This is a genomic window from Enterobacter cloacae complex sp. IR5458 (genome assembly GCF_049238025.1).
In the GTDB taxonomy this organism is placed as follows: Bacteria; Pseudomonadota; Gammaproteobacteria; order Enterobacterales; family Enterobacteriaceae; genus Enterobacter; species Enterobacter kobei.
On sequence record NZ_JBMKIF010000014.1, the window covers coordinates 96065 to 109642 of the forward strand.

The 13578-nt window shown below is 57.3% G+C and carries 10 protein-coding genes and 1 riboswitch; of the genes, 6 read left to right on the forward strand and 4 right to left on the reverse strand.

Annotation, left to right across the window (positions count from 1 at the left end):
- Window positions 1-40: 40 nt before the first annotated feature.
- Genes ACOTYN_RS13445 through ACOTYN_RS13455 form a run of 3 tightly spaced genes read left to right on the forward strand, consistent with a single transcriptional unit; the run spans window position 41 to window position 4292 of the window.
- Window positions 41-2479, forward strand: a complete 2439-nt coding sequence (locus ACOTYN_RS13445; RefSeq protein WP_332958044.1) for a fimbria/pilus outer membrane usher protein — start codon at window positions 41-43, stop codon at window positions 2477-2479.
- Window positions 2480-2485: 6 nt separating this feature from the next.
- On the forward strand, window positions 2486-3247 hold the full coding sequence (locus tag ACOTYN_RS13450) for a fimbrial biogenesis chaperone (protein WP_032645305.1): 762 nt from the start codon (window positions 2486-2488) through the stop codon (window positions 3245-3247).
- Window positions 3231-4292, forward strand: a complete 1062-nt coding sequence (locus ACOTYN_RS13455; RefSeq protein WP_014885266.1) for a type 1 fimbrial protein — start codon at window positions 3231-3233, stop codon at window positions 4290-4292. Before ACOTYN_RS13450 ends, ACOTYN_RS13455 begins: the two co-directional genes overlap by 17 nt.
- Before the next feature lie 44 nt (window positions 4293-4336).
- On the opposite strand, the gene ribB is transcribed toward ACOTYN_RS13455, so the two are convergent.
- On the reverse strand, window positions 4337-4990 hold the full coding sequence (ribB, locus tag ACOTYN_RS13460) for a 3,4-dihydroxy-2-butanone-4-phosphate synthase (RefSeq protein WP_014885267.1): 654 nt from the start codon (window positions 4988-4990) through the stop codon (window positions 4337-4339).
- Window positions 4991-5096: 106 nt separating this feature from the next.
- A riboswitch (FMN riboswitch) is annotated at window positions 5097-5247 on the reverse strand.
- 119 nt (window positions 5248-5366) lie between these two features.
- Between ribB and ubiK the strand changes: the two genes are divergently transcribed.
- Entirely contained in the window at window positions 5367-5663 is a 297-nt protein-coding gene (gene ubiK / locus ACOTYN_RS13465) for a ubiquinone biosynthesis accessory factor UbiK (RefSeq protein WP_014885268.1), read from the forward strand.
- Between the two features lie 102 nt (window positions 5664-5765).
- Here the strand turns inward: ubiK and hldE are convergent, their stop codons facing one another.
- From hldE to ACOTYN_RS13480, 3 genes are read right to left on the reverse strand one after another with little or no spacing between them, the layout of a single operon-like run.
- On the reverse strand, window positions 5766-7196 hold the full coding sequence (hldE, locus tag ACOTYN_RS13470) for a bifunctional D-glycero-beta-D-manno-heptose-7-phosphate kinase/D-glycero-beta-D-manno-heptose 1-phosphate adenylyltransferase HldE (RefSeq protein ID WP_023337812.1): 1431 nt from the start codon (window positions 7194-7196) through the stop codon (window positions 5766-5768).
- 41 nt (window positions 7197-7237) lie between these two features.
- Window positions 7238-10093 (reverse strand): bifunctional [glutamate--ammonia ligase]-adenylyl-L-tyrosine phosphorylase/[glutamate--ammonia-ligase] adenylyltransferase, encoded by a 2856-nt coding sequence (gene glnE, locus ACOTYN_RS13475; RefSeq protein WP_248217353.1) that lies wholly within the window; start codon window positions 10091-10093, stop codon window positions 7238-7240.
- Window positions 10094-10114: 21 nt separating this feature from the next.
- Window positions 10115-11416, reverse strand: coding sequence for an inorganic triphosphatase (locus ACOTYN_RS13480; RefSeq protein ID WP_332958049.1), 1302 nt, complete (start codon window positions 11414-11416; stop codon window positions 10115-10117).
- 229 nt (window positions 11417-11645) lie between these two features.
- Here ACOTYN_RS13480 and ACOTYN_RS13485 point away from each other — a divergent pair, with 229 nt between their 5' ends.
- The gene (locus ACOTYN_RS13485) at window positions 11646-12266 is read left to right on the forward strand and encodes a TIGR04211 family SH3 domain-containing protein (RefSeq protein ID WP_014885272.1); all 621 of its coding nucleotides are present in this window, start codon (window positions 11646-11648) and stop codon (window positions 12264-12266) included.
- A 60-nt stretch (window positions 12267-12326) separates the two neighbouring features.
- Window positions 12327-13568, forward strand: coding sequence for a multifunctional CCA addition/repair protein (locus ACOTYN_RS13490; RefSeq protein ID WP_014885273.1), 1242 nt, complete (start codon window positions 12327-12329; stop codon window positions 13566-13568).
- Window positions 13569-13578 lie beyond the last annotated feature (10 nt).

A 13578-nucleotide genomic window follows, 5' to 3' on the forward strand; every position in this document is an offset into this window, starting at 1 on the left:
TTTACCAGTCGGCTTTTTTATTTATTCGAGTAACAGAATGATGAAAAATAAATCACAATCGATAATCATCATTACTGCCATCTTGCTTGCGCACGCCGCCTCTGCCACTGAATTTAATATTAATGCTATCGATAAAGATTTACGGTCGGGCATTGATCTTTCTCGCTTTAAAGAAGAGACGTCCGTTACGCCAGGACGTTATTTTGTCACCGTCGCGATCAACGATATTCCACTGGCAAACGGCTGGGAACTGACCTGGAAAGAGGTTGATAACAAAGCCCAAGTCTGTATTCCCGCAGAACTGGCAGACACCTTTGGCCTTCAGGACACTGTTCGTAAGACCCTAACGCTTAAACAGGGCTGCGTGGATTTTACCCCGCAGGCGAATATTAAATTCCGCTTCGAGCAATCAACCCAAACGCTGCACGTCACCGTACCTCAGGCCATGATGCAATTTCGTCCGAACGACTGGATGCCCCCCTCCACCTGGGACAACGGCGTGGCCGGCGTGCTGCTGGACTACAACCTCTTTGCCAGCCATTATCAGCCGCAGGAAGGTAGCAGCACGGATAACGCGAACGCCTACGGTACCGCAGGTGCCAACCTGGGTGCATGGCGGCTACGTAGCGATTATCAGTACAATCAAACGCATGCCGAGGGAGGATCAACCCATAACGGCCGCTTCTCACGCGTCTATATGTTCCGTCCTCTGCCGACGCTTGGCGCGAAACTGACGCTGGGTGAGACAGACTTTCAGTCCGCTATCTTTGATGCCTTTACCTATACCGGGGCGTCGCTGATCAGCGATGAGCGCATGCTGCCCTGGTCTCTTCGCGGCTATGCACCGCAAATCGCCGGGATTGCGCAAACTAATGCCACCGTCACGGTGAGTCTCGCTGACCGCGTGATTTATCAAACTAAGGTGCCACCCGGCCCGTTTGTCATTCAGGATTTGAACCAATCCGTCCAGGGCACGCTGGACGTTAAAATTACCGAAGACGACGGCCGCGTGAGCACGTTTCAGGTGTCCGCCGCCTCCGTGCCCTTCCTGACGCGCAAGGGCCAGGTTCGCTACAAACTTGCCGTGGGCAAACCCCGCGAAGATGCATCGCATGCCCTTGAAGACAGTGCCTTTATGAGCGGCGAGTTCTCGTGGGGCCTGTTCTCCAACACCTCACTGTACGGCGGCACGCTCGCCGATGGCGATAACTATCGCTCCATCGCAGCGGGCATCGGGCAAAACCTCGCGCTGATCGGGGCCCTCTCCTTCGATGTGACCCAGGCGACCAGCCAGCTCCCGAACAAGCCCTCTCAGACGGGTTACAGCTATCGCTTCAACTACAGCAAACGCTTTGATACCACGGGAAGCCAGCTTACCCTGGCCAGCTACCGCTACTCCGACCCGCAGTTCCTCAGCTACGCACGCTTCCTGGACAGTGAAAATAATGACAGCCAGTCGGAAAAACAGACGTTTAGCATCACGGCCAGCCAGTACATTCCCGCGCTGTCACTCAATCTCTACCTTAGCCTGCTCCGACAGACCTGGTGGGACGAAGCGCCATCCAATACGGGCAGCCTGACCGCGGGGTATAACTTCGATCTGGGCCGCTGGAAAAACCTTGGCGTTTCGGCATCGTTCAGCAAAACCCACTATGAAGATCGCGAGGACGACAATCAGTTCTACCTGTCTCTCAGCGTGCCGCTGGATCCTGACCATCGCCTCAGCTATGACTTGCGCAACAGCGACAACCTGAGCCAGACCCTCTCTTGGTACGACACCTCTGACAAGAACAACACCTGGGGCGTTTCTGCCGGTACCGAAAGTCAGCAGACCGATGCAGGCGCGCAGTTCAGCGGAAACTACCAGCACTACTCCCCGCTCGGCGATCTCAACGTTTCCGGAAGTTATAAGGCGAATGACTACAGCTCCCTCAGCGCCAGCTGGAATGGGTCCTTCACCGGTACGGCAAAAGGCATGGCCCTGCACCGCCGCAGCTACGGCAACGAACCGCGTGTCATGGTGAGCACGGACGGCATCAGCAATATTCCGCTCAACATGTCGCGGGACCAGACCAACGCCTTCGGGATCGGGGTGCTTCCTTCGTTCTCCAGCTACTCACCGTCGAGCGTGCAGGTCAACCTGAACGATCTCCCCGAAGGCGTAGACGTGGATAACCGCGTCATGACCTCGACCTGGACAGAAGGGGCCATCGGCTACCGCCAGATCGCCACCCGAGCGGGAAATGATGTTCTGGGCATCCTGCGAACCGCATCGGGCATGCCGCCGCTGGGCGCGCGCGTCCAGATGGCGGATAGCGGTAAAGACGTGGGTATCGTCGCCGACGAGGGCCATGTCTGGCTGGGTGCCGTACAGCCCGAGCAGCAATTCCTGGTAACCTGGGGCGACGCCAGCCAGTGTCGCTTCACGCTACCTTCACACCTCACTAACCTTTCGCAGCTTATGCTGCCGTGTCAGTAAATTATGATGAAACTCACTCCACTGAAAAGCCTGTGCCTGATGTTGATCGGTACAGCATTCGCCACCCAGGCGGCCATCAATCTGGATCGTACCCGCATCGTCTTTCCCGAAACCGACAAGGCCAGCAGCCTGAAGGTCGATAACCAGAGCAAAACGCTCCCCTATCTTGCGCTCTCCTGGATCGAAGACGAAAACGGTCGTAAGGAAGACAGCCACTTTATGGCGCTTCCTCCGATCCAGCGCATTGAACCCGGATCGTCATCCCAGGTCAGGATCGTGAAGCAGGCGGCCACCAACGCGCTGCCAAAAGATCGGGAATCGCTCTTCTACTTCAACCTGCGCGAAGTGCCACCAAAAAGCGACAGCCTCGACGATGATCGCAGCGTCATGCAGGTCGCCATGCAGAGCCGTATCAAGCTGTTCTGGCGCCCGAAGGCTATCGTGAAAAAAGCAGGCGATCGTTCTGAAATGCGCATGGAGGTGACGGCAACGGCAAAAGGGCTGACAATTCATAACCCTACACCTTATTACCTCACCCTCGCCTGGCTAAGCAAAAATGGTAAAACCATGCTGCCCGGCTTTGACAGCCTGATGCTGGCACCCTTTGCCAGCGCCTCTGTCACCACCGGTGGCTATCACGGCAGCTATTACAGCATTGGTTATATCGACGATTACGGCGCACTGCGAAAGCTTGACGCGACCTGTCAGGGGACGTCGATCTGCCAACTTAAGGATGCGAAGGCCACAAGCGATGCGAAAGCTCACTAATGTTTTGATCGCGATGCTGCTGGCGCTGCTGCCCTTAAAAGCCGCGCTGGCGCTCGATTGCTATCTGGGCGCTCAGGGCGGCCCGGTGGAAGAGACAAAAACGATCAGTCCGTTTGCTATCCCCAGCAATGCACAGGTGGGGCAAAAGATCTGGGAATCTGACGACATTAAAATCCCGGTCACCTGTAACCACGATGTGGCCGGCAGCTTCGAAAAAGAGGACGTCTATGCCTGGGTCAACCCCTATCCAGCCGCTTCCGACCCTTACTACGAGCTGGGGGTCACCTATGAAGGCATGGATTATGACGCGACGGGGCAGCCAAACGGCGTAGATACCCGCCAGTGCCTTGATAATAACAACATCACCATGTACACCCCGGAACAAATTAAGCAAATGGGGTGGGAGAACCGACTATGCTCAGGCAATGCCAATGATATTCACACCACGCGCACGTTCATTGCCCGACTGCGCCTTTACGTTCGTATTAAGGCCGTTCCGCCGCACGGCTACAAAAGTTCGCTGGGGGACTACGTCGTGGTGCAGTTTGACGGAAAAGGCGGGGTTAACCAGATGGCCGATGCAAAAAACCTCAAGTACCACATTAACGGGTTAGAAAACATTACCGTCCTCGACTGCGGCGCAACCTTCAGTATTTATCCTGAGAACCAGGAGATTGATTTCGGTACCTTCAGTGCTCGCGACATCGTGAATCAGCAAACGCGCAACCGCACCTTTACGGTTAAAACCACGAAAGTGCAGGACGCCCAGTGTTCAGATGGCTTTAAAATGGACTCATCGTTTTACACGACGGAGTCGCTCTCCGAAAACGACACTGCCCTGTTGATTGGAAATGGCTTAAAGCTACGTATCCTCAATGGAACGCAGCCTTATACCTTCAACCACTACGAAGAGTATGCGGATTTCACCGGGAGTACGTTGAACTATGAACAAACCTATACCGCGGAGCTCTCCCCCGACGCGGGAAAAGCCATTCAATCAGGTCCGTTCGAAACGGTGGTGCTGTTTAAAATTAACTACCACTAGCCACAAAAAAGCCGGGTTTCCCCGGCTTTTTCACATCAGCGGTTTCAGCTGGCTTTGCGCTCGTGCGCCTGGCGGTACTCCACCAGATCTTCAATCGTGACTACCGGCATGTTGTGCAGACGCGCAAAGGTAATGCACTCCGGCGCGCGCGCCATGGTGCCATCATCGTTGGTCAATTCACACAGCACGCCAGCAGGTTTAAAGCCTGCTAGGGTCACCAGATCGATAGTTGCTTCGGTATGACCACCGCGGGTCAGCACGCCGCCCGGCTGCGCACGCAGCGGGAAGACGTGGCCAGGACGGTGCAGATCGGAGGGTTTCGCCCCATCCGCAATGGCTGCACGCACGGTGGTCAAACGGTCAGCCGCCGACACACCAGTGGTTACGCCATGTGCAGCTTCAATGGTCACGGTAAAACCGGTCCCGAAGGCGCTGGTGTTGTTTTCAACCATCATTGGCAGATCAAGCTGCTGGCGGCGTTCTTCGTTGATACACAGGCATACGATGCCGCTACCGTGACGGATGGTCAGCGCCATCTGCTCAACGGTCATGTTTTCGGCAGCGAAAATCATGTCGCCTTCGTTTTCACGGTTTTCATCGTCAAGCACCATCACACCGCGGCCTTCGCGCAGTGCATCCAGTGCATGTTCAACACGTTGAATTGAAGTGCCAAAAGAGGAAAGTAGCGTCTGATTCATGGTAAAAAAACCTCATTAACATTATGGTTACCAGAATCAGGGCAGTCTTAGGAGCGCCGAACAAGCGGCAAAAAGATAACGTGAGCGGGCCCATGCCCGACTGGATCGTTACTCTCTCCCATCCGGACTCTAACCGTCGGCCCCGGAATTACACCGGATCTGCTGACCTTTGAGTAGTCACCCAAAGCGCTCGCGGGCTTTCAGCGTGAAGCTGATTTACCGCCGGTGGGGAATTTCGCCCCGCCCTGAGAATAAGCGAGATAACTATAACGCTATTGATTATGCTGGGCAATGCATAAGCATCAAACAATTTTGTTTACCCCGGGCATGACGCGCTACAATGGACACTGACACCTTTCCATCAAGGGAAACGACAATGATTGACCCAAAGAAAATTGAGCAAATTGCGCGTCAGGTTCATGAATCCATGCCAAAAGGCATTCGTGAATTTGGTGATGACGTTGAGAAGAAAATCCGCCAGACGCTGCAGGCGCAGTTGGTTCGCCTTGATTTAGTTAGCCGCGAAGAGTTCGACGTGCAGACGCAGGTTCTGCTGCGCACCCGCGAGAAGCTGGCGCTGCTGGAACAGCGTCTGAGCGAGCTGGAAAACCGTCATGCACCGGAAGAAGTGAAGCCGGCACCGGCGATTCCACCGGTGGATGATCAGGCATAAGTGCGGCCTGTTGTGCCCGGTGGCGCTTCGCTTACCGGGCCTACATGATCCCGGCGCAGCCGCCACGCGACATGAAAAAAACGGGCCAACTGGCCCGTTTTTTTACTGACTGTCTTTCTGGATCTTCCTGATGATGTTGGTGGTTGAACATCCGTCCTCAAAGTTGAGCACCATCACTTCACCACCGTTGGCCCAGACCTCTTCGCTACCTGCGATTTGCTCCGGCTTGTAATCACCGCCTTTGACCAGCAGGTCCGGCAGAATGCCAGCAATCAGGCGCTGCGGGGTATCTTCTTCAAACGACACCACCCAGTCCACCGCTTCCAGCGCGCCGAGCACAATCATGCGCTGCTCCAGCGGGTTCACCGGACGTGTTTCGCCTTTCAGACGTTTGGTCGACGCATCGCTGTTGACCGCCACAATCAGACGATCGCCCAGCTTGCGCGCATTCGCCAGATAAGAGACGTGACCCGCATGAAGAATGTCGAACACGCCGTTGGTCATCACCACTTTCTCGCCGCGTTTACGCGCAGCGGCAACAGCCACTTTCAGCTCGTCTTCGGTCATGACGCCAAAACCGGTGTCGGCACGCCCGCGCACCGCGTTTTCCAGCTCGATAGGGGAAACGGTTGAGGTCCCGAGTTTGCCGACGACCACACCCGCCGCAGCGTTCGCGAAGTAGCAGGCCTCTTCCAGGGAGTTACCCGCTGCCAGCGTCGCCGCCAGCACGCCGATCACCGTATCACCGGCACCGGTCACGTCGTACACTTCCTGCGCCTGGGTTGGCATATGTAGCGGCGCTTTGCCCGGCTGCAGCAGCGTCATCCCCTGCTCGGAGCGGGTCACCAGCAGCGCAGACAGCTCGAAGTCAGCAATGATCTTCATGCCGCGTTCAACCAGTTCTTCTTCGGTTTTGCACTTGCCCGCCACCGCTTCGAACTCAGAGAGGTTTGGCGTCAGCAGCGTCGCGCCGCGATAGCGCTCAAAATCGGTGCCTTTCGGGTCAATCAGCACCGGCACGTTAGCCTTACGCGCCAGCTGAATCATCGTCTGCACGCTCGCCAGCGCACCTTTCGCGTAGTCGGAAAGCACCAGCGCACCGATATTACCCAGCGCCTGGTTAATGCGCTCGTGCAGCGGCTCAGGATCAACGCCTTCAAACCCTTCTTCAAAGTCGAGGCGGATCAGCTGCTGGTTGCGCGACAGCACGCGCAGCTTGGTAATCGTTGGGTGGGTCGGAACAGAAACGAAGTCGCACTTCACGTTCACGTCCGCCAGCGACTTGCTCAGCGCACGCGCCGCATCGTCGATGCCGGTCAGGCCAACCAGACGCGACTGTGCGCCCAGGGAGGCAATGTTCATCGCCACGTTTGCCGCGCCGCCGGGACGCTCTTCAATGGTGTCGACCTTAACCACCGGTACCGGCGCTTCCGGAGAGATACGGCTGGTTGGCCCATACCAGTAGCGATCCAGCATCACATCCCCGACAACCATTACTCCAGCACGTTCAAACTCTGGCAGTGTTACTTTCATTCCTGACTCCAGAAAAGATTCACAATTTGCGCGCGATAATATCACACTTGATTTGTTACGCACGGCTCCACCAGCCATTTCTGCCAGCTTGCCGTCACCTGGGCGCGCTCTGCGGCAAAACAGTCCAGCGCGACATGTCCCGGCTGCTCCTGCAACGCCAGGTGATGAAGTTCATCGCGCAGCGTGGTGTAGGCGCGGGTTAAGGCCTGCGCCTCTTGCTCGTCCATAATGTCGTTTTGCGCCAGCAGTTCCAGAATGCGCACGTTATCCGACCAGCGCGTCAGCTTCGGCTTATCGTGTGCGTGCAGCAGCACCAGATACTGAGTGATAAATTCAATATCGGTAATACCACCCTCGTCGGCTTTAATATCAAAGCGATCGCGATGCTTATTGCCCAAATGCGCGCGCATTTTCTCGCGCATCTCGCGCACCTCGGTCTGCAACGTACTGCCCTCGCGCGGGGTGGTCATGACCGCCCTGCGAATCGCATCGAACTGCGCGTGCAGCTGCGGATCGCCATAGACCACGCGGGCGCGCACCAGCGCCTGATGCTCCCACGTCCAGGCTTCGTTTTTCTGATAATCGGCGAAGGATTCCGTTGAGGTCACCAGCATGCCCGCCGCGCCGGACGGGCGCAGGCGCGCATCTACTTCATACAGAATGCCGGACGAAGTGCGGGTGCTGAACAGGTGCATAATGCGCTGGGCCAGGCGCAGATAGAACTGACGCCCGTCGATTTCGCGCTCGCCGTCGGTCATCACGTCCACCGGGCAATCATGCAGGAAGATCAAATCCAGATCGGAACTGTATCCCAGCTCCCAGCCGCCGAGCTTGCCGTAACCCACCACCGCGAAGCCGCGCCCTTCTCGATCGGCCAGATGTTTTGGCTGACCGTAGCGGGCTACCATCTGCCCCCACGCCTGATGGACAACCGCGTCAATAATCGCTTCCGCAAGCCAGGTTAAGTGATCGCTCACTTTCATCACCGGCAGCGTTCCGGCAATATCGGCCGCCGCCACGCGCAGCATCTGTGCCTGTTTAAACTGGCGCAGCGCCTCCAGCTGTTGCTCTTCGTCCTCTTCAGGCACGCGCAGCAAATACTGGCGCAGCTCGTCACGATACGCATCCGTCGCCGTCGGCTGATAGAGCGTGTTCGGGTCGAGCAGTTCGTCCAGCAGCAGCGGGTAACGCGCCAGCTTGTTCGCCACCATCGGCGACGCGGCGCAGAGCGTTATCAGGTGCTTCAGCGCGCCCGGAAACTCGCTCAGTAACTCAAGATAGGTGGTACGCGTGATAATCCCGCTCAGCAGCGGCATCATGCGCGACAGCGGCACCGGCGCGTCTTCTCGCGAGCAGACCTCGCTCAGCAGATGCGGCATCAGATGATCCAGCACCTGACGACCGCGCGGCCCGATGGCGCGTTTGTTCAGTTCGAGACGGAAATCGGCAATTAAGGCCACCACACGATGGCGGGCATCATCGCTTAAGTGCGTCAGCACCGGCGTGGTGTCATCTTCCTGGAGCGCATCCTGCCACAGCTCGCGCCAGTGCTCGGAGAGCGCATCATCCGGGGATTCACTTTCATCGTCGCCAATCAGATCGTTAAAGATGCGGCGCACGCCTGCCATGTGTGCGTCCAGCGTTTCGGTCAGTGCCGCCCAGTCGTCCACACCCATGCCCCAGGCCAGACGCGCCCGGTTCAGCTCATCGCCCGGCAATGTCTGCGTCTGCTCGTCATTGATGCTTTGCAGCAAATTTTCCAGACGGCGCAGGAAAAGATAGGCTTCGCGCAGGGTTTGCGCGTCGCCGTCCGGCAGCAGGTGCAGTTGCTCAATGGCGCTCAGCGTCGGCAGGAGCGAGCGCGACTGCAGCGACGGCTCTCGCCCGCCGCGAATGAGCTGGAAGACCTGAACGATAAATTCAATTTCACGAATGCCGCCCGCGCCGAGCTTAATATTGTCCTTCAGCCCACGGCGGCGGACCTCGCGGGCAATCATCCCTTTCATATTACGCAGGGACTGGATCACGCTGAAATCAATGTAGCGGCGGAAAACGAACGGGCGCAGCATGGCGCGAAGTTCGTTAGCATAAGCGTCGTCGCTGTCGCCCATGATCCGCGCTTTGACCATTGCGTAACGCTCCCAGTCGCGCCCCTGCTCCTGGTAATAATCCTCCAGCGCGGCAAAGCTCAGCACCAGTGGACCGCTGTCGCCAAACGGGCGCAGGCGCATGTCCACGCGGTAGACAAAGCCGTCCTGCGTCGGCTGGTCCAGTGCCTTGATCAGACGCTGGCCGAGGCGGGTAAAGAACTGGGCGTTGTCCAGCTCGCGGCGCCCGCCGCGCGTCGAGCCGTTTTCCGGCCAGGCAAAAATCAGGTCGATATCTGAGGAAAAGTTCAGCTCGCAACCGCCCAGCTTCCCCATCCCCAGAATCAACAGCGGCTGCGGAACCCCTTCTTCACTGCACGGCGTGCCCCACTCTTTACAGCAGGCGGCGTAGAGCCAGTCTCGCGCGGCGACGATCAGCGTTTGCGCCAGCTCGCTCAACTGCTGCAACGTACTCTCTTCGCTCACCAGCGCCAGCGACTGCGCCCAGGCAATGCGTACCATCACCCGGCGACGGAACTGACGCAGAACGCGCATCAGCGTCGCTTCATCAGCCACATCTGCCAGCGCGGCTTGCAGCCAGCTGGCATACTGCCGCCACTCGTTCGCCTGCGGCGGTGCGCTCTCCAGCTCTGCCAGCCAGTCCGGGTTGGCACTCACACTTTCCTGAACAAAATCACTGAACGTGAGCACGCTTTTGGCCTGCTCGCTTAACGATGACGCCGGTAAAGACTCGGGCAGACGTTCGCAAACGGTCTGCCAGTGCTGCTGTAACTGCGAAGAAAGCGGCATATCAGGGGTTCCTTGCCAGAATTAACGTTTTCCGCTGTGCAGCCAGTACGGATCCTGCGAAATGGCCTCGTTGCGGAAATGCTCGATCTCAATCTGCTGACGGGTTTCAATGGCATGCTTGAGCCCCTGCCAGTTTTCCAGCCAGGCCTGCGCCTTCACGCCCTCATACGCCCCCGACAGCAGCAACATGCTGTCGATATTACGCGCCAGACGGGGAAGCTGATCGCCGTACTGGTCACCCAGCGGATGTGCAAAGGTCGTTCTCAGCTCGGCAGCGTGACGGGATAGATGGATATCCGCGAAGCGTTTAAAATTATCCGCGATTTTGGTCTGCGCTTTTGCATCCAGGAAGCTGCGCCAGCCGCGCGTCACCAGAAACTCGGTCAGCGCCAGTTTTGCCGCGGCGTTTTGCGGGCTGTAGATCACCGTTTGCGCGGAGACATCGGAATGCATCAGTGTTTCAGTTTGGGTCAGCAGGTCACGTAAGTGAGCACTTGCTTTACGCGGTACGATACCGCCAAACAGTGCCAGGGCATGACGCACCAGCCCAATGGCGGCCAGCACCTGTTTGCTGGCATTTTTCACGTTACGCGCCCAGAGTTCCTCATGGTACTGCCATTGAGAGAGGGCCAGCTCCAGCGCCGCTTCCATGCCCTGTTCAATGCTGGCCTTCGGAACAACACGCAGAATCGGGGTCTCTTTCAGCAGGCGTGGCGCATTCCCGGCCGCCAAATGGTAACCGCGCGCCGCTTTACTCAGGCTGCCCTGACGTAAACCCGGCTGGCTCACCAGCTTGCGCGCCAGTTTCAGCACGTCGCTGGCATCCCCTTCCAGCAGTTCCAGCTCCAGCTCGCAAATAGGCTCCTGGCACTCACCCGCCTTCACTTCGCCTAAATCCAGCGCGATTTCAATGCGGCTCTTACCTTCCGTCACCAGCCATTTCTCACGGCAAAAATCGGTGCGGAACAGCGGCTGTACCTGCTCTGCCAGCGTGGCAGGCCGTTCACCTTCCGGCCAGACCTCCGCCGGGAAACGATCCAGCTCAAGTTCTGGCTTACTGATGTCGATATTGTATTCCGGGCGCTGGTGCAAACCGCCGACCACGCGGCCGGCGATTTTCATCGTCATCTCGTAGCGCCCGTTTGCGCCGCGGATGCGCAGCCCCATATCGTGGCTACGCAGCCAGTTGTCCGGCGTTTCGTAGTAGATGTTGAGCAACTGTACGGGTTCATGGTGCTCGCCGGAGAGCGTATGCAGATGCTGGCGGAGCGCGTCAACGCTGTCTTTTTCGACGATAAATTTTAATTCGATTTCCTGAGCCATAGCCTTGTACTTTTGCGGGCGTCACAGACGCGTCAATGAGGGCGAACTTCCTCGCCATTTGTTTGTCAGTACATAGTATTTTGCGCCAAATTGCCATGCAATGAGCAATTTGACGGGCGTAAATGTGTAGAGTCGTGACACAGATGATTCTGATTGCTGACGAATGCTTTGCGTAGAGACACTGTTGCCACTACTATCGTTCCACTATTTATGAAAATAACGACTAATGATGCTTAAATTACGCCTGATTGGACTTACTTTACTCGCTTTTAGCGCCGCAACCGCAGTGCACGCTGAAGAGAAGCGTTACGTTTCTGACGAACTGAACACCTGGGTACGCAGTGGCCCCGGAGATAATTATCGCCTCGTGGGCACGGTGAATGCCGGCGAGGAAGTCACCCTGTTACAGACCAACGCGGACACCAACTATGGTCAGGTTCGCGACAGTACCGGTCGTACTTCCTGGATCCCGCTGAAAGAGCTGAGCACCGTACCAAGCCTGCGCACGCGCGTTCCGGATCTGGAAAACCAGGTGAAGACCCTGACCGACAAGCTGAACAACATCGACGGTACCTGGAACCAGCGCACCGCAGAGATGCAGCAGAAAGTGGCACAGAGCGACAGCGTGATTAACGGTCTGAAAGAAGAGAATCAAAAACTCAAAAACGAGCTGATCGTCGCGCAGAAAAAGGTAAACGCCGCGAATCTGCAGCTTGATGACAAGCAGCGCACCATCATCATGCAGTGGTTTATGTATGGCGGCGGCGTGCTGGGCGTGGGTCTGGTGCTGGGTCTGGTCCTGCCGCATCTTATCCCAAGCCGCAAGCGTAAAGACCGCTGGATGAACTAATTCGTCTTCTCTGCCAGACTTACGTATCATTCTGGAAAAGAGAAAACGGGAGAGTTGGGCGTGAAGAGTTATCTGGTCGGTGGTGCGGTACGTGATGCGTTGTTAGGTCTGCCGGTCAAAGATAAAGACTGGGTTGTCGTTGGCGCCACCCCGGAAGAGATGCTCGACGCGGGCTACCAGCAGGTAGGCCGCGATTTTCCCGTGTTTCTTCATCCGAAAAGCCGCGAAGAGTACGCTCTGGCGCGTACCGAACGGAAATCCGGCTCCGGCTATACGGGTTTCACCTGCTACGCCGCGCCGGATGTGACGCTGGAGCAGGATTTGCTGCGCCGCGATCTCACCATTAACGCCCTGGCACAGGACGAAAACGGCCATATCATAGATGCCTACGGCGGGCAGGATGACCTGCGCAACCGTCTTTTACGTCACGTCTCCCCGGCATTTTCTGAAGATCCGCTCCGCGTTCTGCGCGTGGCGCGCTTTGCCGCGCGTTACGCCCATCTGAGCTTCCGCATTGCGGATGAGACGATGGCGCTGATGACGGCCATGACCGAGGCGGGCGAATTAGAACACCTGACGCCGGAGCGCGTCTGGAAAGAGACGGAAAATGCCCTGACCACCCGCAACCCACAGGTCTTTTTCCAGGTCCTGCGTGACTGCGGCGCACTGAAGGTGCTGTTCCCTGAAATCGACGCGCTGTTTGGCGTACCCGCGCCGGCAAAATGGCATCCGGAAATTGATACCGGCGTGCACACGCTGATGACGCTGAGCATGGCGGCCATGCTCAGTCCTGAAGTAGACGTGCGTTTTTCCACCCTCTGCCACGATCTCGGCAAAGGCTTAACGCCGAAAGAATTTTGGCCACGGCATCATGGTCACGGCCCGGCAGGCGTAAAGCTGGTAGAAGGGCTTTGCCAGCGCCTGCGCGTGCCGAATGAGATCCGTGACCTGGCAAAACTGGTCGCGGAATTCCACGACCTGATCCACACCTTCCCGATCCTGAAACCCGCCACTATCGTGAAGCTGTTCGATAATATCGACGCCTGGCGCAAGCCGCAGCGCGTGGAGCAGATCGCACTCACCAGCGAAGCCGACGTTCGCGGCCGCACCGGGTTTGAAGCATCCGATTACCCTCAGGGGCGACTGCTGCGCGAAGCGTGGATTGTGGCAAAAGCGGTGCCGACGAAAGACGTTGTCGAGGCAGGATTTAAAGGCCCGGAAATTCGTGAAGAGCTGACGAAACGGCGAATTGAGGCCGTAACGGCGTGGAAGGAAAAACGTTGCCCTCAGCCGAAAGACTGAGGGCAGTGGG